This is a genomic window from Dietzia alimentaria 72, from assembly GCF_000226215.1.
GTDB lineage: Bacteria > Actinomycetota > Actinomycetes > Mycobacteriales > Mycobacteriaceae > Dietzia > Dietzia alimentaria.
The window spans coordinates 136,620-156,856 of the sequence record NZ_AGFF01000024.1 but is presented as its reverse complement, the minus strand read 5'-3'; the positions used below and the strand labels follow the sequence as shown (position 1 = coordinate 156,856).

At 68.8% G+C, this 20,237-nt stretch carries 18 protein-coding genes; 14 read left to right on the top strand and 4 right to left on the bottom strand.

What is annotated here, in order from left to right; translation table 11 throughout:
• Positions 1 to 6 precede the first annotated feature (6 nt).
• A complete protein-coding gene (locus ON04_RS12810; protein WP_029458398.1) occupies positions 7 to 1,566 on the bottom strand; it encodes an LCP family protein in 1,560 nt (519 codons plus the stop codon).
• Positions 1,567 to 1,744: 178 nt separating this feature from the next.
• Between ON04_RS12810 and ON04_RS12805 the strand changes: the two genes are divergently transcribed.
• Positions 1,745 to 2,623 (top strand): glycosyltransferase family 2 protein, encoded by an 879-nt coding sequence (locus ON04_RS12805; RefSeq protein ID WP_010542024.1) that lies wholly within the window; start codon positions 1,745 to 1,747, stop codon positions 2,621 to 2,623.
• Positions 2,624 to 2,713: 90 nt separating this feature from the next.
• Complete coding sequence (gene manB, locus ON04_RS12800; RefSeq protein ID WP_010542023.1) at positions 2,714 to 3,829, top strand: mannose-1-phosphate guanylyltransferase; 1,116 nt, start codon at positions 2,714 to 2,716, stop codon at positions 3,827 to 3,829.
• Here manB and ON04_RS12795 read toward each other — a convergent pair.
• Complete coding sequence (locus ON04_RS12795; protein ID WP_010542022.1) at positions 3,811 to 5,235, bottom strand: coenzyme F420-0:L-glutamate ligase; 1,425 nt, start codon at positions 5,233 to 5,235, stop codon at positions 3,811 to 3,813. The two genes, manB and ON04_RS12795, sit on opposite strands and share 19 nt — an antisense overlap.
• On the bottom strand, positions 5,232 to 6,323 hold the full coding sequence (gene cofD / locus ON04_RS12790; RefSeq protein WP_010542021.1) for a 2-phospho-L-lactate transferase: 1,092 nt from the start codon (positions 6,321 to 6,323) through the stop codon (positions 5,232 to 5,234). The genes ON04_RS12795 and cofD overlap by 4 nt, the downstream gene beginning before the upstream one ends.
• 237 nt (positions 6,324 to 6,560) lie before the next feature.
• Here cofD and ON04_RS12785 point away from each other — a divergent pair, with 237 nt between their 5' ends.
• Positions 6,561 to 6,872, top strand: a complete 312-nt coding sequence (locus tag ON04_RS12785) for a WhiB family transcriptional regulator (RefSeq protein ID WP_029458394.1) — start codon at positions 6,561 to 6,563, stop codon at positions 6,870 to 6,872.
• Between the two features lie 134 nt (positions 6,873 to 7,006).
• Here ON04_RS12785 and ON04_RS12780 read toward each other — a convergent pair whose 3' ends face one another.
• On the bottom strand, positions 7,007 to 7,504 hold the full coding sequence (locus ON04_RS12780) for a metallopeptidase family protein (protein ID WP_050815363.1): 498 nt from the start codon (positions 7,502 to 7,504) through the stop codon (positions 7,007 to 7,009).
• Between the two features lie 139 nt (positions 7,505 to 7,643).
• On the opposite strand from ON04_RS12780, the gene ON04_RS12775 reads away from it, so the two are divergent.
• From ON04_RS12775 to hpf, 11 genes are all read left to right on the top strand, one after another.
• A complete protein-coding gene (locus ON04_RS12775) occupies positions 7,644 to 8,171 on the top strand; it encodes a DUF3499 domain-containing protein (protein WP_420795350.1) in 528 nt (175 codons plus the stop codon).
• Positions 8,172 to 8,262: 91 nt separating this feature from the next.
• Entirely contained in the window at positions 8,263 to 9,639 is a 1,377-nt protein-coding gene (locus tag ON04_RS12770; protein ID WP_010542017.1) for a phosphomannomutase/phosphoglucomutase, read from the top strand.
• On the top strand, positions 9,632 to 10,726 hold the full coding sequence (locus ON04_RS12765) for a hypothetical protein (protein ID WP_010542016.1): 1,095 nt from the start codon (positions 9,632 to 9,634) through the stop codon (positions 10,724 to 10,726). Before ON04_RS12770 ends, ON04_RS12765 begins: the two co-directional genes overlap by 8 nt.
• Positions 10,727 to 10,730: 4 nt before the next feature.
• Positions 10,731 to 11,951: a mannose-6-phosphate isomerase, class I gene (gene manA / locus ON04_RS12760; protein ID WP_010542015.1), complete on the top strand. Its 1,221-nt coding sequence runs from the start codon at positions 10,731 to 10,733 to the stop codon at positions 11,949 to 11,951.
• 83 nt (positions 11,952 to 12,034) lie between these two features.
• On the top strand, positions 12,035 to 13,501 hold the full coding sequence (ahcY, locus tag ON04_RS12755; RefSeq protein WP_010542014.1) for an adenosylhomocysteinase: 1,467 nt from the start codon (positions 12,035 to 12,037) through the stop codon (positions 13,499 to 13,501).
• A 9-nt stretch (positions 13,502 to 13,510) separates the two neighbouring features.
• Positions 13,511 to 14,149 (top strand): dTMP kinase, encoded by a 639-nt coding sequence (locus ON04_RS12750; RefSeq protein ID WP_010542013.1) that lies wholly within the window; start codon positions 13,511 to 13,513, stop codon positions 14,147 to 14,149.
• Positions 14,150 to 14,286: 137 nt separating this feature from the next.
• A complete protein-coding gene (gene mtrA, locus ON04_RS12745; protein WP_010542012.1) occupies positions 14,287 to 14,967 on the top strand; it encodes an MtrAB system response regulator MtrA in 681 nt (226 codons plus the stop codon).
• Complete coding sequence (gene mtrB, locus ON04_RS12740; protein WP_010542011.1) at positions 14,964 to 16,691, top strand: MtrAB system histidine kinase MtrB; 1,728 nt, start codon at positions 14,964 to 14,966, stop codon at positions 16,689 to 16,691. The genes mtrA and mtrB overlap by 4 nt, the downstream gene beginning before the upstream one ends.
• Positions 16,688 to 18,424: an LpqB family beta-propeller domain-containing protein gene (locus ON04_RS12735; RefSeq protein ID WP_010542010.1), complete on the top strand. Its 1,737-nt coding sequence runs from the start codon at positions 16,688 to 16,690 to the stop codon at positions 18,422 to 18,424. The genes mtrB and ON04_RS12735 overlap by 4 nt, the downstream gene beginning before the upstream one ends.
• Before the next feature lie 4 nt (positions 18,425 to 18,428).
• Positions 18,429 to 19,199 (top strand): ComF family protein, encoded by a 771-nt coding sequence (locus tag ON04_RS12730; protein WP_238529326.1) that lies wholly within the window; start codon positions 18,429 to 18,431, stop codon positions 19,197 to 19,199.
• A gap of 225 nt (positions 19,200 to 19,424) precedes the next feature.
• Positions 19,425 to 20,126 (top strand): ribosome hibernation-promoting factor, HPF/YfiA family, encoded by a 702-nt coding sequence (gene hpf, locus ON04_RS12725; RefSeq protein ID WP_010542008.1) that lies wholly within the window; start codon positions 19,425 to 19,427, stop codon positions 20,124 to 20,126.
• The last annotated feature ends 111 nt before the right edge of the window (positions 20,127 to 20,237 follow it).

The window sequence follows — 20,237 nt, the reverse complement described above, 5'->3', positions numbered from 1 at the left end:
GGTGGGTCAGTTGACGCAGGGTATGTCCGAGCCGCCCGCGTCGAAGGTGGGACGCTCCGCGATGGACGGCGGCAGCGGCGCGTAGGTGGTGGTGCCGGGGGAGGAGGACTCGCTGGCAATGGCCTCGCCGGTGGGGCCGCTGTAGTCGTCGGCCAGGACCACCCGTACCGATCCCGCAGGAAGGGCCGGATCGACCTGCACCGGCAGTCCGCCGAGCGCATCGGACACCGCCATGGCGTCCGCGTCAGAGGACGAACTGGCGGCGACGTGCGAGGTGTACGCCGCGGCGGGGTCGGTGAGCATGTCCCCCGAGGCGTAGCCGAGTTCCGTGAGTGCCCCGGACACCTGGGCCGCAAGCCCGTCGATCGCGGTGGTGTTGACCACGGATACCGTCACAGACGCCGGGTCGAAGCCTGGAGCGTCCGTGGGCGTCTGGTCAGCGCCCTCGTCCATGCCCTCGGTGCTGGCGAACCCGGCCACAAATTCGGCGACTTGATCGGGGTCCGCTGTCACGATGGACTCGCCCCACTCGGTGAACGAGTCGATGCTGGTCACCGGGATGGTCTCGAAGCGCACGTTGCCGCCGCTGATGTTCTGGAGCTTCATGGCGAAGTCCACGAAGTCCCAGTTCTCGTCGATCACGAAGGAGCGCTTGGCGGCGCCCGCGAGGGCGCTGAGCTTGCCCGGGTCCGAGAGGGTGCCCGCAGAAAGCATCTTCTTGACCAGTTGGGACATGAAGACCTGCTGGCGCACGATGCGGTCGAGGTCGCCCGCCGGCAGGTCGTGGCGCTGGCGAACGAAGCTCAGCGCGTCCGATCCGGACACGGTCTGCTCACCGGCGCGGAACTTCGCCCCGGACAGCGGCTCATCCACTTCGTCGGTCAGACAGACGGGCACGCCGCCCACGGCGTCGGTGAGCAAGACAAAGCCGAGCAGGCCGATCTCGGCGTAGTGGTCGACCTCCACCCCGGTGAGGTCGCGGACCGCGCCGATCAATCCGTTGCGGCCGGACTTGACCGCGTTCCGTTGGTCGTCCTCGGTGATCTCGCCATCGGGGCTCGAGGCCATCGCCCGCTCGAGGTAGGCCTCCTTGTTGGCGGAGTACACGCCGTTGATCTTGCTGCCACCGACCGTGTTGGTCTCCACGTAGACATCTCGAGGGATGGAAATGGCGGTGGCGGAGCTGCCGTCCTCGGGGATCCTGATGAGCAGGATCGTGTCCGTGTTCTCGCCCTCCTCGTCGCCGGTGCGGATGGTGGCCAGCTCTTCCTCGCTGAGCGGGTTGCCCTGGGCGTCGGTGCGGTTGTCGGTGCCCACCAGGAGGATGTCGACGGCACCGTCGAGGCCACCGTCGCCTACGTTGAGGCCGCCGGCCGACGACAGGTCCGAGTTGAGACCGTTGAAGAGTGTCCAACCGATGCCGGTGACCAGGAGACAGAACGCGGAGACGAGCGCCGCGATGATGCGGGCGATCCGGGAGGCCATCGGGCGTGTAGACGGTGCGTGGCGTCGACCCCGTGTCCGGCCGGGGGCGCGACGGGGTGTCGCGGGCTGCTCGGCGCTCATCCACCGTCCTTGTCGTCGAATCTGGGCGGCCGGTCCGCTCCGACGAGGGAGGGGCGAGCCCACGGGGTGCTACCGCCGGGGCGGCCCGCGGGCCTAGAGGACCGCCGATAATGATCCCACGGTACCGCGCCGCGTGCCGGGCGTCGGAATCGGACGCGCGCGTCGTAGGGTGTTTCGCGTGACGACCCGACTCCCCGTCGTGACGGTGACCTACTCGCCGGGCGACCACCTTCGCGCCCTCATCGGATCACTGCCCGCGGCAACCACGCGGCACGTCGGTCTGGTGATGGCGGACAACGGGTCGACCGACGGCGCTCCCGAGGCGGCCGCGGCCGAGCACCGGTTCGTCGAGTTCCTCCCGACCGGCGGGAACCTCGGTTACGGAACAGCCATCAACCGCGCGGTGACCGAGATCTCCGGACGCCCCGATGATTTCGACCAGCGCTACGTCCTGGTGGTCAACCCGGATGTGAGCTTCGAACCGGGATCGATCGACGCGCTGCTGGCAGCCGCCGAGCGATGGCCCCGGGGAGCCGCGTTCGGCCCGCGCATCGCCGAGGCCGACGGGTCGGTGTACCCGTCCGCGCGCGCGATCCCGCGTCTGCGCGCGGGGATCGGCCACGCGGTGCTGGGCCCCGTGTGGCGGGGCAATCCCTGGACAGCGCGGTATCTCGACGACGATGACATGGACTCGGAGAGGGCCGCCGGGTGGCTCTCGGGGTCGTGCCTGCTCCTGCGTCGCGACGCCTTTGACGCCGTCGGCGGGTTCGACGAGCGCTACTTCATGTATCTGGAGGACGTGGACCTGGGCGACCGGCTCGGTCGCGCGGGTTGGCAGAACGTGTACGTCCCTTCGTCGGTGATCCGTCATGACCAGGGGCACGCGGCCAGGACGGTGCCGGAGTTCACGCTGAGGGCGCACCATCGGAGCGCCTACCTGTTCCAGGCGGACAGGCACCCGCACGCATGGCAGGCCCCGATACGCTGGGCCCTCAGAGCGGGTCTCGAGCTCAGGTGCCGTCTCGCGATCCGATCCGCCGAGCGCGCACTGCGCTGAGTCCGGCTGACGAGAAAAGTCCTACCACCGGCCCGACGGTCCGCGCGAGTGTGCGGGTCGGAACGGCCCCTGACAGCGGGAGCGAACAACGTGACCTCGACGACCCCCGACAATGCCGCGAACGGCCACGATCTGCTCGCGGATACCGAAGCGGTGGTGTTGGTGGGGGGCAAGGGCACCCGCCTGCGACCCCTGACCATCTCGGCGCCCAAGCCGATGCTGCCCACCGCGGGACTGCCGTTCCTGACCCACCTGTTGTCCAGGATCCGGGCCGCCGGCATCCGCCGCGTCGTGTTGGGGACGTCCTTCAAGGCGGAGGTCTTCGAGGAGTACTTCGGCGACGGCTCGGACCTGGATCTCGAGCTTTCCTACGTGGTCGAGACCGAGCCCCTGGGCACCGGTGGCGGGATCCGGAACGTGTTGGACCAGCTCACCGCGTCGACGGTCCTGGTGTTCAACGGCGACGTGTTGGGTGGCACCGACCTCCGGCAGGTCATCAATATGCATCACGCCAAGAACGCGGACCTGACCATGCATCTGGTGCGGGTGTCGGATCCTCGAGCCTTCGGTTGTGTGACCACCGACGACGACGGCCGAGTGCAGGAATTCCTGGAGAAGACGCAAGACCCGCCGACGGACCAGATCAATGCCGGCTGCTACGTCTTTCGACGTGAGCTCATCGAGCAGATCCCCGCTGGTGTCCCCGTCTCCGTCGAGCGCGAGACGTTTCCCCAACTGCTGGCCGAGGACAAGCGGGTCTACGGTTTCGTGGACTCGGCGTATTGGCGCGACATGGGCACCCCGGAGGATTTTGTCCGGGGGTCGTCGGATCTGGTGCGCGGGATCGCGCCCTCACCGGCGTTGGAAGGCCACGCGGGGGAGGCCCTGGTGCACGAGGGCGCGGGTATCGGGGCCGGTGCGGTCCTGGTGGGCGGCACGGTCGTCGGTCGGGGTGCCGAGATCGGGGCCGGGGCCCGACTCGACGGTGCGGTCGTGTTCGACGGCGCCCGCATCGAGGCCGGGGCGACGGTCGAGCGGTCGATCGTCGGCTTCGGAGCCGTCATCGGCCACCGCGCACTGGTCCGCGACGGGGTGATCGGCGACGGCGCCGTGGTGGGTGCCCGTTGTGAGCTGCTCCGCGGCGCCCGCGTGTGGCCGGGCGTGGAGATCCCCGACGGCGGGATCCGCTACTCCACCGATATGTAGGCGTCCCCGGCGGACCGGGACGCGCGCGGCGGGACCGGGGCGGCCGGAACCCCCACGGCCACGGCACCCAGTGGCCGCCACGAGCTCGGTAGGTCGAGTTCGCGGCGGGTGGTGTCGGCGGCGAAGATCGTCGAGCCCACCCAGCACGAACCGAGACCGCGCGCGGCGAGGGCCACCAGGAGCGACTGCACCGCGGCACCGCCCGCGACGGTGAACATGGTCTCCTCGCAGGAGTTGCGGCGATCGTCGGGGTAGTCGTGCGCTCCGGCGGCGTCGTCGACGAACGGCAGGATCAACTCCGGGCAGGTGCGCAGCAGGTCGCCTCGGCCCAGCCGTCGACGCAGGACCTCACCGGTGTGTCCGTCGGCCCGCAGATCGCGTTCCCACTCAGTGCGCAGGGCGTCGAGCAGACGCCTCCGCGCGTCACCGGACACCCGGACGAACCGGATCGGCGTGCTGTGGTGCGGCGCCGGCGAGGTCAGGGCGTCGGCGACGGACTCGGCCAGCGCCTCCGCCGGCACGGGCTCGTCGGAGAATATCCGTACGGAGCGGCGCCCGGGAACGGCCTCGCGGCGGCCCTGCGCCAGCGCCTCGACGGTGCCCAGGCGGAAGAGGTCCGACGAGCCGTCCCTGACCAGGTCGCGGGCCCGCCGGGGGACGTCGTTCTCGTCGTCGTCCCGGGCCTCGCCGAGCAACAGGTGGCCCAGGCCCCGCACCACCGCGACCGGCCGGGCACCGAGTTTGCCCTTGACCAGATCTGCGGCTGAGGCGATCTCGTCGGCCACGGCCACGTCGGTGACCAGTAGTTCGTTGCCCTGGCGGTCCACGGCACCGTCGTAGCCCACCGAGACGCGCAGGCCGGCGGCTCCGATCGCCATGTCGATCTGGCCGGTGCGCCACGCCCGACCCATGGTGTCGGTCACGACCACAGCGACGCGCGCACCCGTGAGTTTGTGTAGTTGCCGCACGAGGGCGTCGGCGGAGGCGTCGGGGTCTTCGGGTAGCAGCGCGAGTTCACCGGTCTCCACGTTGGAGCCGTCCACACCCGCGGCGGCCTGCACGATCCCCAACCGGTTCTCGGTGATCAGCGTCCGGTTGACCCGGGCCACAACGCGCACGGATTCGTCGTCGACGAGACGTCGTCGCAGAGCATCGCGCTCAACCGGGTCGGTGGGCGCGGTCACTATCCGCCCCTCTGTCTTGGACAGCACCTTGGAGGTCACCACCACCACGTCGCCGTCGGCGAGACCGTGTGGATCCGCGGTGAGCGCGGCGGCGAGGGATCCCGCTAGATCGTCGCCGGGCCGGAACTCGGGGAGACCATCGGGGGCCCACATCGTCACGTCCGACGGGGCGGCGTGCTCGGCGGTCCAGCGGCGGATCTCGGGGAGTGCGCCGTCGGTCATCCGACGTCCCGGGCGGGAACCGTGAGGCCGGCGAGTCCGATGGCGGCGGCCACCATCTCGGCCGTGGCGTCGGGGTCGGTCATGAGCAGCGGTGCCTCGCGTACGGCGACTCCGTCGATCATGTTGGTGCCGTCGGTGGGGCCGTCGCCGGGGGCGACCAGCCAGCCGTCGAGCAGGCCGGTGCCGGACCGGGCTCCGAAGTGTCGGGCCACGGCGAGCGCGTCGGTCTCCACACCGATCGCGGTGAGGCACGCGTCGGCCATGCCACGCAGGACCGCACCGCCGATCACGGGGCTGACGCCGACCACTGGCGCGGGTGTGGACCGCAGCGCGGCGCGGATACCGGGCACCGCGAGGATCGCCCCGACGGAGACCACAGGGTTGGAAGGGGCGACGACGACGAGGTCGGCCGACGCGATCGCCTCGAGGGCTTCGGGTGTGGGTTTGGCGGAATCTGCCCCGACCTGCACGAAGCCGGTGGCGGGCAACTGGCCCTTGTGTCGCACCCACCACTCCTGGAAGTGGATGGCGCGCGGGCCGGGACCGGAGTCGTCCCCGGCGATCTCCGGGTTGATGGTGGCGGTCGGGGGATCGGTAACGATGACGTGCGTCTCGCAGCGTTCGTCGGTCACGGGCAGCAGGCCGACCCCGGGGGACCAGCGCGTGCACAGGGCGGCGGTGACGTCGGTGAGGCGGTAGCCGGCATCGAGCATCTGCGTGCGGACCAGGTGTGTGGCCAGGTCCTTGTCTCCCAGGCCGAACCAGTCCGGCTGCACGCCGTACGCGGCCAGTTCGTCGCGGGCGTTCCAGGTCTCGTCTGCATGGCCCCAGCCGCGCTCCGGGTCGATCCCGCCGCCGAGCGTGTACATGCAGGTGTCGAGGTCGGGGCAGATGCGGACGCCGTGCATCCATGCGTCGTCGCCCACGTTGACCACCGCGTCGATCTGATGCGGGGAGTCGGCGGTGTTTCGGGTGCCCCCGTTCGCGGCGGCACCGTCCGAGGTGGTGGGGTCGAGCCCGAGAAGGCGGCGGGCGCCGAGAAGGAAGCGGGCGCCACCGACGCCACCGGCCAGAACACAGATCTTCACGGTCCCCAAGAGTAGTGATGAAGGGTGTGGCGCGGCCCGAGAGGCCTACCCCCAGGTGTCGCACGCCACATTTTCCTCAGCGTGTCACGGGCATTCCTGTCATAGGGAAATGCTAGGTATCTTCGATTTCGCTTGACCTGCGCGAGTTGCATGTGTGTAATCACAGGTGTGTCATTCCCAGGGGGGTGGCCCGTTGAGGCCCGGGATGGCCGAGCGACGAGTACGCACTACGAAGGGATGACCGTGGATCGACAGTCACGCACTGTGGCGGGACCGGAACTGGCCTTGGTCGACCTCGGCGCTGGCGCGTTCTTCGACGAGGTCGAGGAGGAGAGCTGGCAGGACCGCGCTCTGTGTGCGCAGACCGATCCGGAGGCGTTCTTCCCGGAAAAGGGTGGCTCGACCCGCGAAGCCAAGAAGATCTGCACCGGTTGCGAGGTCAAGGCCGAATGTCTGGAGTACGCGTTGGCCAACGACGAGCGCTTCGGCATCTGGGGCGGCCTCTCCGAGCGCGAGCGACGTCGCATCAAACGCGAAGCCGTCATGTGACCCGCGGCCGTCCCGCGCGGGCGGCTCAGCGGACCGGGCGGTCTCCAGCCCGTTCCCCGAATCCCCAGACCATCATCTCGCCCAGACTGACCGTCCTTATCCGGGGCGGTCAATGCTCGTCAAAGGGGCCCCGGTCAGTGCTCGTCCGGGCCGGACTCGACCTCCTCAGGGGAGATCTCCAGGTGTTGGGAGACCAACTCAACGAATACGGAATACACCAGATCGCGCAGGTCATCGCCGTCCGGTGCCCGCCGGATGAGGGGCTGACGGAACAGCACAAGCCGGGCTCGTGTGGGCTGTCCGGAACGGTCCACCCCGGCGGGCACGAGGCGCGCGAGTGGGACGTCACCGTCGGCCACGACCTCCTCGGGCCACGTCTCGCCCGGTCGCAGACGCATTCGCGGCACCATGTCCACGGCGAGATCGAGATGCACGAGACGCGAGTGCCAGAACTGGTCGATCTCCGCGAAGGCTTCCAGGGAAGCGGCGTCGAACTCGGCCGAGCGGCTGCGCCAGCGCGGTACCTCCGGCGGGAGGATGGGGCCACGGGGTCCGTGCCCGCGCCGCTCGGCGCGGCGCGAGGTGACGATCCGCGGCCCGCGGCGACCGGGATCACCGGGGAACTCGCGCACGGAGATCCGACTGCCTGCCGCCACGTCGGTCTGACCTGCACCGGGGATCGAGGTCCCTGAGGGCGGCCGTCCTGGAACCGGGGCGATCGGAGTCATGGCGCGAGGATAGCCCCGCTGAGGCAGGCGGCGTCGCACCGGAGTGGGCGGGTCGCGGGGCATTCTCACGGGCGGCGGGCTACGCTGGGGCATCGTGAGTGAGAACCGTCGTTGCTGCCGCCCGGGATGTCCTAATCGTGCGGTGGCCACGCTCACCTATGTATATGCGGATTCAACGGCCGTCATCGGCCCGTTGCCCGCCGTCCGGGAGCCGCATGCGTGGGATCTCTGCGCAGCTCATGCCTTGCGCATCACCGCCCCACGGGGATGGGACATGGTCCGCCATCCGGATATCGACACCTCCGCGCAGGATTCGGACCTGACCGCCCTACTCGACGCCGTAGCCGGGGGCCCCATCGGCGGCCGTAGAACAGGTGCCGCGCTCGTGGACGCCGACCGGTTGCGCCGCCTGGGCGTCTCCGACCCCGGCCCCGTCATGGAACACGCCGCGGCAGACACCTCCACCGGGCGCCCTCACCTTCGAGTCGTGCCGAAATCGCAGGAGAGCGAAGGGCCCGGCGCCGGAGCTTCCGGTGTCCGCAATGGTGATTCGGGTCCCACCGGCCGCTGAACTCACCGGCGAAGATGTCCGCCATGCCACGGGCGCAGGTAGTGTCACGAGAGATCATGACCGACCCCGTCTCACATCCCTGGAGCAGCACGTGGCACGCAGCGCCGAGTCCGTCCGAGCAGTCATCAAGGCCTACGACGTCCGTGGGATCGTCGGTGAACAGATCGACGAGGACTTCGTACGCGAGGTCGGCGCGTCGTTCGCACGCCTCATGCGCTCGGAGGGCGCCGACACCGTGGTGATCGGCCACGACATGCGCGACTCCTCTCCGCCGCTGTCGGCGGCGTTCGCCGAGGGCGTCACCGCACAGGGTCTGGACGTGGTCACGATTGGTCTGGCGTCCACCGATCAGCTCTATTTCGCCTCGGGTCTGCTCGATTGCCCAGGCGCCATGTTCACCGCCAGCCACAACCCGGCCCAGTACAACGGCATCAAACTGTGCCGCGCCGGGGCGAAACCGGTGGGCCAGGAGTCCGGACTGCAGGTGATCGCAGACGAAGTCGCCGGGGGGGTCCCCGAGCACCCGGGGACGGCCGGAACGGCCACCGAGCGCGACGTCCTCACCGGATACGGCGAGTATCTGCGCGAGCTGGTGGACCTGTCTGACATCCGTCCGCTCAAGGTGGCTGTGGACGCCGGCAACGGCATGGGTGGGCACACGGTCCCCGCGGTTCTCGGTGAACTCCCGCTGGAGATCGTGCCCCTGTACTTCGAGCTCGACGGCACCTTCCCCAATCACGAGGCGAACCCACTGGAGCCGGCCAACCTCGTTGACCTGCAGGCGCTCGTCCGGGAGAGCGGGGCCGACATCGGTCTGGCGTTCGACGGCGACGCCGACCGGTGCTTCGTGGTCGACGAGCGAGGCGAGCCCGTGGCGCCGTCGGCCATCACCGCACTGGTGGCCGAGCGTGAACTGGCCAAGGAGCCGGGAGCCTCAATCATCTATAACCTCATCACCTCCCGGTCCGTGCCGGAGCTCGTCGAGGAGAAGGGTGGGGTCGCCCTCCGCACGCGCGTGGGCCACAGCTTCATCAAGGCGCAGATGGCGGACACCGGTGCCATCTTCGGCGGCGAGCACTCCGCCCACTATTACTTCCGTGACTTCTGGGGTGCCGACTCGGGCATGCTCGCGGCGATGCACGTGCTCGGCGCGCTCGGCGGACAGGATGGCACGCTGTCGCAGTTGATGGACCAGTACACCCGCTACGCCGCGTCCGGCGAGATCAACTCCACCCTGGACTCGGCCGACGCGCAGGCCGACCGCGTGGAGGCCGTATTGACGGCGTTCACGGACCGCAGTGACTCCATCGACCGCCTTGACGGCGTGACGGTGGACCTGGGCGGCGGATCGTGGTTCAACCTCCGGGCCTCGAACACCGAGCCGCTGCTGCGCCTCAACGTCGAGGCCCCGACAAAGCAGGACGTCGACGAGATCGTCGACGAGGTCCTCTCGATCGTCCGTGCCTGATTTGTTTAGCGAGGCTACGGCTGGCCGGGTCGATCTGGACGACGCGGATGCCCTCCGCGCCGCCGACGCGACCGGGGCACTCCTTCACGCGTCCATGGCGGGAGCACAGCTGCGTGCCGTCGCCACGGCCGCCGGCGCGGGAGTCCTCGACTCACTCACGGGATTTCGCCCGCGCGTGATGGTGTGGGTGACCGGTCGTTCGACGAGGGCCCGACAAGCCGCCGCGGTGGTCTCGGCGCTGATGGAGTCCGTGGACGGTCCCGCCGCCCCGCCCCTGGTGCTCTCCCACACACTTCCGTCATGGGTCGGCGCTCTTGACGTCGTACTGGTGTCGGGTGACGACGCCGGTGATCCGGCACTGTCCAGGGCGATCGATGCGGCGGCCGGTAGAGGTTCGGCCGTGATCGTGGACGTCCCCCGGGAGGGGCCCGTCGGCGAGTCCGGTCGAGGCCTCGCCTCGTGGCTCGAGCCCCTTCCGTATCTGCCACCGCACCGCGGAGTGCTCCGTCACCTCGCTTCCGGGATGGCGGTGTTGTCCGCACTGGGAGTTCGTGGTCTGGATGTGGGCCGGGCCGCCGACGCCGTGGACCTGGAACTGGAGAGCCTCGGGCCTGATCTGGCGACCCCGGTCAACCCCGCGAAGCTGCTCGCCACCTCGGTAGCGGGCTCGGATCCCCTCGTGTGGATCCACTCGGACCCGGTGTCCGCGGCCTATTGTGACCGCGCCGTGGCCGCGTTCTGCGATGCCGGCAGAATCACCGCCGCGGCCTCCATCACCGACGCGGTGCGATCCGGCGCCGAACGCGCCCAGGGACGGTCGCCGGTGGATCCGCTGGCGGGTCTGTTCCACGACGAGGAGCTGGACGGACCGCGGCAGGACCAGCCTGTTCGACATCTAGGTATGGTGCTGGGCGCGGACGAGGAGCTCGTCCGGCTGGCCGCGGGCCCGCTCCCGGACGTCGAGTGGATCACTGACCGTGGTCGGGACCCTGTCGGCGATGCCCCGACACCGTTGAGCGGAAAGGTGGCCGCCCTCATGGCCCGCACGGAACTGGCCGCTGCCTATCTCCTCGTCGGGGGGCTGTAGTTTCGTGGTCGCGCTTTCCCCGGTGGTCCAGTCCTATGCCTGGGGCTCCAGGACCGCCCTTCCGGAGCTGTGCGGCTCCACCTCTCCGGCACCGCACCCAGTGGCCGAGCACTGGTTCGGTGCTCACGACTCGGGTTCGTCACTTTGCTCCGACGGCCGGGGTCTCGACGAGAGGATCGCGGAAGATCCCGAGGGTGAACTTGGTGCCCGGGTACTGACCGAGTACGGCGGCGGACTGCCATTCCTGGTCAAGTTGCTCTCCGCCGAACAGGCGCTGTCACTGCAGGCCCATCCGTCACCGGAGAACGCCCGGGAGGGTTTTGCCGCAGAGGACGCGCGAGGGATCGCACTGGACGCCGCCGATAGGAACTACCGGGACGTCAACCACAAGCCCGAGATCCTCGTGGCCCTGACCGAGTTCCACGCCCTGGTGGGATTCCGTCCGGTGGATAGGACCATCGCCCTGTTCGATGCCCTGGATGTGGATTCGCTGCGTCTCTACCGGGACATGTTGACCTGCCAGCCGGATGCGGAGGGACTCCGAGCGGTATTCACGACCTTCGTCACGATGCCGCACGTCGCGCTGGAGTCAGTGGTGTCCGATCTCGTGACCGGGGTGGTCGGATACCTGACCGGGCACGGGGTCGACGGCGAGTGGTCTCCGGTGGCCACCACCATCGCGGAGCTTGCCGAGCGCTACCCGTCTGATCCGGGAGTCCTGGCAGCACTGCTGCTCAACCGGGTCATCTTGTGCCCCGGCGAAGCCGTCTACCTGGGGCCCGGCCAGCTCCACGCCTACCTCCGCGGAGTGGGCGTGGAGGTCATGGCGAATTCGGACAACGTGTTGCGTGGGGGCCTGACGCCGAAGCATGTGGACGTTCCCGAACTGATGCGAGTGCTCGAGTTCTCACCTCTCGTCGACCCCACCGTGCAGGCCGTGGAAGCTGAACGGGGCCTGCGGTACGAGATCGACTTCCCCACACCCGAACCAGACTTCGCACTCTCGCGTATCGAACTCCCCGACTCCTCCGGACCGGTGACCTGGCGGCCGGAGGGCCCTGAGGTTCTGCTCTGCACCTCCGGTGAGGCGTGGGTTGGCCAGGACGGCCAGAGCACGGTCGTGTCACCGGGGTGCGCCGTGTGGGTGCCCGCCTCCACCCAGGAGGTCGCTCTTCGCAGCATCAGCGGAGCCACGATGTTTCGCACCCGGGTCGGCGATAGGTGACGGGCGCGCCGCGTTCGTGAGACCTGCCGCTAGTGTGGTGCCCGAGTCCTATCGAATAAATCTACGAGGAGCTGGTCGCACATATGTCTGCTGATCTGCAGGTTCAGTCCGTCAACGGGGTCGAGTTCAAGGTGGCGGATCTGTCGCTGGCGGAGGCGGGCCGCAAGCAGATCCGTCTCGCCGAGCATGAGATGCCTGGTCTGATGGCGCTGCGCGAGGAGTACGCGGCCGAGCAGCCTCTGGCCGGTGCCCGTATCGCGGGTTCCATCCACATGACCGTGCAGACGGCTGTGCTCATCGAGACGCTCACCGCGCTGGGCGCTGAGGTCCGCTGGGCTTCCTGCAACATCTTCTCCACTCAGGACGAGGCCGCCGCGGCCGTCGTCGTGGGCAAGGAGGGCACCCCGGAGGCGCCCGTCGGCGTGCCGGTGTTCGCGTGGAAGGGCGAGACGCTCGCCGAGTACTGGTGGTGCACCGAGCAGATCATGACGTGGGAGGGCGGCGAGCCCAACATGATCCTCGACGACGGTGGCGACGCCACGATGCTCGTCATCAAGGGCACCGAGTTCGAGGCCGCGGGTGCGGTCCCGTCGGATGACGAGGCCTGGTCCGCCGAGGAGAAGGTCTTCCACGCGCTGCTGCGGGCATCCGTGCCGGCCAACCCCGGCAAGTACACGGCCATCGCCAAATCCATCAAGGGGGTCACCGAGGAGACCACCACTGGTGTCCACCGTCTGTACCACTTCCACGCCGAGGGTGTTCTGCCGTTCCCGGCGATGAACGTCAACGACGCGGTCACCAAGAGCAAGTTCGATAACAAGTACGGCACGCGCCATTCGCTGCTCGACGGCATCAACCGCGGCACCGACGCCCTCATCGGCGGTAAGAAGGCCCTCGTGTGCGGCTACGGTGACGTGGGTAAGGGCAGCGCAGAGGCACTGGCCGGGCAGGGTGCGCGGGTCCAGGTGACCGAGGTCGACCCGATCAACGCTCTGCAGGCGTTGATGGATGGCTTTGACGTGGTGACCGTGGACCAGGCGATCGCTGATGCCGACATCGTCATCACCTCGACGGGCAACAAGGACATCATCACGTTTGAGCACATGACGCGGATGAAGAACAAGGCGATCCTGGGCAACATCGGTCACTTCGACAACGAGATCGACATGGCCGGACTCGAGAGCGCGGAGAACGTGACGCGGATCAACATCAAGCCGCAGGTCGACGAGTTCGTGTTCGACGACGACGGTCGGTCGATCATCGTGCTGTCCGAGGGGCGCCTGTTGAACCTGGGTAACGCGACGGGCCACCCGTCGTTCGTCATGTCCAACAGTTTCTCCGATCAGGTGATCGCCCAGATCGAGCTGTTCACCAAGGCCGATCAATACCCGGTCGGTGTGCACCTGTTGCCCAAGATCCTCGACGAGAAGGTCGCACGTCTGCACGTCGAGGCTCTCGGTGGCAACCTGACCAAGCTCTCCAAGGACCAGGCCGACTACATCGGTGTGGACGTGGAGGGCCCGTACAAGCCCGAGCACTACCGCTACTGAGCCGGCGGGATGGTCGCGCGGTTGGTCGTCGTCGAGGGGCTCGACGGCGCAGGCAAGAACACGCTCACCACCGCACTCGTCGGTGAACTGTCCGCACGAGGACTCTCGGTGGGCCGCCTGGCCTTCCCCCGGTACGGAACCCTGCACGCCGACCTGGCCTCCGATGCACTGCACGGGGGCCAGGCGGGTGCTGCGGAGTCGCCTCACGCCATGGCCCTGCTGTTCGCCATGGATCGGCAGGCCTCGCTCGGCGACCTCACGGGGCTGCGGGCCGCGCACGACATCGTGCTGCTGGACAGGTACGTGGCGTCAAACGCCGCTTACACGGCCGCCAGGCTAGGGCCCGCCCGCCAAGACGAGGCGATCGACTGGATCGGCGAGCTCGAGTTCGGTCGGCTCGGCCTTCCGCTCCCGGATCTGCAGATTTTGCTCGACACCCCCACCGCGGTCGCCGCCGAGCGCGCGGGAACCCGGGAAGCCGCCGATCTGGGAAGGGCCCGCGATCGCTACGAGCGCGACTCGCGGCTGCAGGAGGACACCGGACGGGCATACCGTCGGCTCGCCTCCATGGAATGGCGGTCGCCCTGGTGCGTGCTGGGACTGGACCCCGATGTCCGCGGGTTGGCCGACCTCGTGATGGTCGACTGAGCGGACGCGTGAGCCGCGCCCCGTTTCGCTGGGGTGGCCGGGTAAGGTTTGGTTACGCAGGAGTCCGGAGACGGGGAGCGTCCCCGCGAGCCGCGCGACTGATGATGCCGACATATTCGCCGACACAAGTGGTGACAATGACCCCGAAGATCCTCGTCGTCGATGACGACGCCGCACTGGCAGAGATGCTCACCATCGTCCTGCGGGGCGAGGGGTTCGAAACCGATACCGTGGGCGACGGCGTCCAGGCCATCGAGACATTCCGGGCGGTCCAGCCCGACCTCGTGCTGCTAGACCTCATGCTTCCCGGGAAGAGCGGCATCGATGTCTGTCGCGAGATCCGGGCGGAGTCCAGGGTCCCTATCGTGATGCTCACCGCCAAAACCGACACCGTCGACGTGGTGCTCGGGCTGGAGTCCGGTGCGGACGACTACATCATGAAGCCGTTCAAGCCCAAAGAGCTCGTCGCCCGTATTCGCGCGCGCCTGCGGCGTGGCGAGGACGAGCCGAGCGAGTTGCTCCACATCGGCGACGTGACGATCGACGTGCCCGCGCACACGGTCACCCGTGACGGCAACCCGATTCCGCTGACCCCCCTGGAGTTCGACCTCCTTGTGGAGCTCGCCCGTAAGCCCCGCCAGGTGTTCACGCGTGAGGTTCTCCTCGAGCACGTGTGGGGCTACCGCCACTCGGCGGACACACGGCTGGTGAACGTGCACGTCCAGCGTCTACGCGCGAAGATCGAGAAGGACCCGGAAAACCCCGAGGTCGTCCTGACCGTGCGTGGAGTCGGCTATAAGGCGGGCCCGGTCTCGTGACGATCGCGCGTCCGGACGACGCGGTGGCGTCCTCCGGGGGCGAGCGCGACCCCGCGGACCCGACGGATTCGTCGCCGACGCTGCGCGAGCGGCTGTCGAACCTGGATCCGACGGTCCTCGGGCATCGGATCGCCCAGCTGTGGCGACGGTCCCTCCAGCTCAGGGTGGTCACCTCCACGCTCGCGCTGTCGATGGGCGTGATTCTCACCATCGCGTTCATGCTGCAGAGCCAGATGACCGCCCAGTTGCTCTCGACCAAGCTGGACGCTGCCACCGAGCAGGTCAGTCGGCTGCGCCTCACCGTCGAGGCACAGATCGCCGCCACCGACGAGGGCACGAGTGATCAGTCCCGGCTCGACCAGGCCAGAAGTGCGCTGGGGGAGCGGGGGATCGCCTCCGGCGGGGACTCCGTGCACGCGGGGACATTCGACCCGATCATCGTGGTGCCTGACCAGACCGGTCGTGGACAGGTGGTCAGCCCTGCCGGTGCGCAGGTTCCGCCCGAGCTGCAGTCGCTGGTCCGGCGGGGCCGGATCGCCTCGCAGTACGTCACCGTCGACTTTCGTGGCGAATCCACCGTGGCGCTCATCATCGGTACGCCCACCGACTCGTCGATTCCCGGCCTCGAGCTGTACCTGGTCTATCCGCTGATAACCGAGGAACAAACACTCGGGATCATGCGCGGCATCGTCGCCACCGCGGGGTTGGCGATCGTGGTGCTATCCGCGGCCATCGCATGGATGGTCGCCAGACAAGTAGTGCTGCCCGTCCGACAGGCGGCGTCGATCGCACAGCGGTTCGCCAACGGTCATCTCAAGGAGCGGATGGTTATCCGGGGTGAAGATGACGTTGCGCGGCTGGCGATGGCGTTCAACGACATGGCCCAGAGCCTGTCCGACCAGATCACTCAACTCGAAGAGTTCGGTGACCTGCAAAAACGCTTCACCTCCGACGTCTCGCACGAGTTGCGGACACCGCTCACGACCGTGCGCATGGCCGCCGACATCATCTCGGACTCCGCGGAGCACCTCGACGCCCCCACGAAACGGGCCGTGGAACTCCTAATATCCGAACTCGACCGCTTCGAGAGCCTCCTGACCGACCTGCTTGAGGTCTCGCGCCACGATGCCGGGATGGCGGAGCTCTCGGACTCGGCGATGGACGTACGCGGTGCTGTCATGGACGCCGTGGGTACGGTCGCTCACATCGCTGAATCCGCGGGCGTCGAGGTCGAGGTGGACATGCCGGACGAAGCGGTCATCGCCGACGTCGACCCGCGCCGAGTGGAGAGGATCCTGCGCAACCTCATCGCCAACGCGCTCGACCACTCGGAGTCCAAGCCGGTCAAGGTAACACTTCGGGCGTCGGACACGGCGCTGGCCGTGTCGGTCCGCGACCACGGAGTCGGGCTCAAGCCGGGGGAGGACGCGCTCGTCTTCAACCGCTTCTGGCGAGCGGATCCCTCGCGAGTCCGTCGCTCCGGAGGGACAGGGCTCGGACTGGCGATCGCACTCGAAGACGCCAAGCTGCACGGCGGACGGCTCGACTGCTGGGGTCGCCCCGGCGAGGGCTCGTGCTTCCGCCTGACGATTCCGCGTCGACACGGCGGGACGCTCACCTCGAGCCCGCTCCCGCTGACCCCCGAGGACGAGGCGCGTCTCGTACAGACCGGCTCGCCGACGCTGATCGAGCGGGCGCCGGGGGTAGAGGAGAACCGTCCATGAGCCGGGCACGGATTCTGGTGGCCTCGGTTCTGATGGCCTGCGCCACCGGGCTGGTCGCGGCCGGTTGCGCGACGTTGCCGTCGTCGTCGTCGCCCCAGGTCATCGACACCTTCTCGCCGTCGGCAACGGAACTGTCCGTCCCCACCCCTGTCCCGGACCAGGAGCCAGACCTCCTGGTCCGGGATTTCCTCAAAGCAGCCGCCATGGCCGATCAACGCCACGCCGCCGCCCGCCAGTTCCTCACACCCGAGGCGGCGCAGAAGTGGGACGACTCCGCCCAGACCGTCATCGTGCTGCGGGCTGACCTCAGCGCGGAGGGTAGCCGCGAGGCTGACCGGGCCGAGTACACGCTCCGCGCCGAGAAGGTCGGGTCGCTCGACCCCGGAGGCATCTTCCGAGAAGACGTCGGGCAACTCGAGGAGACCATCGGGTTGACCCGAACCGACGGGCAGTGGCGGATCGATGAACTACCGCCCGGTGTGATCATCGAGAAGTCGGAGTTCTTCTCGACCTACGCTCAACGCGACCTGTTCTTCCTGTCCGGGGGCGGCGAAGCCCTGGTCCCGGACCCGCGCTGGACCGCCGCGGACCGGACCGACCTGGGCTATTCGCTCGTCAACCTCCTCGCCACCGGACCCAGGCGCGGCCTGTCCGAAGCGGTGCTCTCCCGCGTGCCGGTCTCGGTCTCGGTACGACCCGGAGACCAGGACGACGACGACCGCGACGGCACGACCATCGACTTCACCGGGTTACCGGTCTTGAGCAGTCAGGCCACGACACAGTTCGCCGCACAGGTGGTCTGGACGCTCGCCCGCGCAGACGTGCCGGGTCCGTACCGGCTCGAGCGCGACGGGGCTCCGCTGGACGAACGCTATGCCGAGGGCTGGGTCACCGAGGATGTCCGCGAGTTCAACCCGTACCCGCCGGTGGCACCCATGCGTCACGCTCTCACGGCAGCCGACGGGCTGGTCCGGATAGAGCCGGGAGGTGCCCGGCCGGCGGAGGGTCCCTGGTCTTCGGTCCGCGGTGGACGTGACGCCGCGATGTCCTACGACGGTCGCGCTCTGGCGGTGGTGGCCGGTGACGCGGACGGCGGCGCCCGGAGGCTGCTCGTGGGTGCGATCGACGAGGAGCCCGCGGAGGCGTTCACCGGGCAGCGGGTGGCCGGGCCGACCTTCCATCCCGTGGACGGTCGCGTGTGGGCGATGGTCGACGACTCGCAGTTGCTACGGATCACACCCGGTGGCGACAGTCCCGAGGTTCAGGAGATGGACGCCGCTCCAATCCTCTCTCTTGGGTCGCGGGTGAGCAGTCTCCGGCTGGACTCGTCCGGCACCCAGCTCGCGGTGGTGGTCGACGGCAAGGTGTTTATCGGTGCGATGTCCGCCGAGACCGGCCAGCCGCTCTCCGGGACGTTCCGGCAGATCGGCAGGGCGCTGGGGGAGACCGCCGAGGACGTGGCATGGCGGGACCGGTCCACGATCGTCGTGGGACGGGAGACCAGCGAGGTGCCGGTGGTCACCATTTCGGTGGACGGCGCGAGCACGGAGCCGCTCTCTCAGCGCAACATCTCCGGACCGGTCACCGCCGTGGGCGCGGCCGGCAGGGAGGTCTATGTCGTGGACCAGAGGTCGCTACTACGCCTGGACACGGGTGCGGAGACCGGCGAGAGGTACTGGCGGGAGATCAACGGGTTGGCGGCGATCCGGGCCGTCCCGGTCGTCGCGGGCTGAGGTGGTGTACCCCGAACCCCGGTCGGGGCGGACAACAGGGAGCGAGGGGCCGTCGTGGGCCGCCGCGCTCGCCGATCTGGTGGTGCCGCTCGAATGCGCAGGCTGTGGACGCCCCGGGCATCGGTGGTGCGCGGGGTGCGACGCAACCCTGGCGGGGCCGCCGCTCGTGGTCCGCACCCGCGCAGACCTCCGGGTACCGGTGTGGGCACTGACCGGCCATTCCGGTCCGGCATCCCGCGCGGTGTCCGCGTACAAGGACCGGGGTCGATCGGACCTAGCCCGGCCATTCGGTGCGGCGCTCGCCGCGGGACTTGACGAGCTTCGTGCCGAGGGAGAACTCCCCGAGCCCGGTGAGCGTCCCACGGTGTTCATCCCCGCGCCCGCCGCCGCCCGCGCCCGCCGCCGTAGAGGCTTCGACCACGTCCGCGAGATCGTGGACGCCCTGGCCGCGGACCTCGCCGGGTCGCGCCCCGCCGGGCCGGTCGCGGTGGCCCCGTTGCTCGCAGTACGTGGACGTGTCCGAGACGCCTCCGGGCTCGGCGCCCAGGCCAGGTCCGACAATCTGAACGGACGGATCCGCAGACGTTCGGAGCGCACTCCCGTCAGGGCGTCCGACGGGGCGCCCTCCACCGTCGGTGAGTTGCTCTGCGCGCCGTCGACGGTGCTGCTCGTCGACGACGTGGTTACCACCGGGGCGACCGCCGCGGAGTGCGTCAAAATCCTGGAAGCAGGGGGGCTGCGGGTGGCCGGGGTACTCTGCCTGACGGCCGCCTGAGGGGCCTCTCCGGTGACTTGTGGTGGACTGGAGACCGACGCGCACATGACCGGGTAGTGTGAGCATCGGACGGGGTTCACCAGCACGTTCGCCGAAATTGGCCCCCGGTGACCGCGTCCTGAGAGTGTCCACTCAGCCATGTGGTTGACCTTCTTGACCGGGTATCCGGGCGGTTACCGGACCGGTCGTCCAGGTCCGCCGCAGGCCCGATGAGGAGGAGCTTCGATGGCGAAGACTTCCGCAGTCCTGCTCGACCCCGCCACCTTCGACGGTCCGTTGACCGAAGATCCCGGTATCCCCGACGCCCAGGTCACCATCAGGGGCCGAAATGTCGAGGTCCCCGAGCACTTCGCGAGCCGAATTAACACCAAGCTCGCGAAGATTGAAAAGATGTCGCCGGCGATACAGCGGTTCGACGTGATCCTGTTGCACGAGAACAACCCGCGACTGTCCAAGGTCAGTCAACGCATCGAGATCACCATCAAGGGCAAGTCCGGTGTGGCCCGTGCCGAGGCCGCAGAGGACACGTTCTACGCGGCACTGGAATCCGCCGTCGCCAAGCTCGAGCGGCAGATGCGCAAGGCGCGCACCCGGCGCAAGATCAGCCAATCCGGGCACCGCCGTCCGCAGTCCGTGGCCGAGGCGACCGCGGAGCTCGCGGCCACCGCCGCACCGGCGGAAGCACTGGACCGGCAGGGCGACGCGGACAGCTACAGCGGCGATGTCGACGACCAGTTGCCCGGTCAGATCGTGCGCCGCAAGGAGCACGACGGCACCCCGATGACGGTCGACGAGGCGCTCGAGAAGATGGAATTGGTGGGCCACGACTTCTACCTCTTCCGCGACTCCGAAAGCGGAGCCGCCACGGTCGTCTACCGCCGGCACGCGTTCGACTACGGGCTCCTGACCCTGAGCGACGGCGCCTGACGAACAACTTCTTTCAGCCGAGGGCGGTCCGACCCGAGAGGGGGCAGACCGCCCTCGACGTGTCCCCGGCGACCGTAAGCCCCTAGGATGTGCGGTGGACCCGCGTGTCAT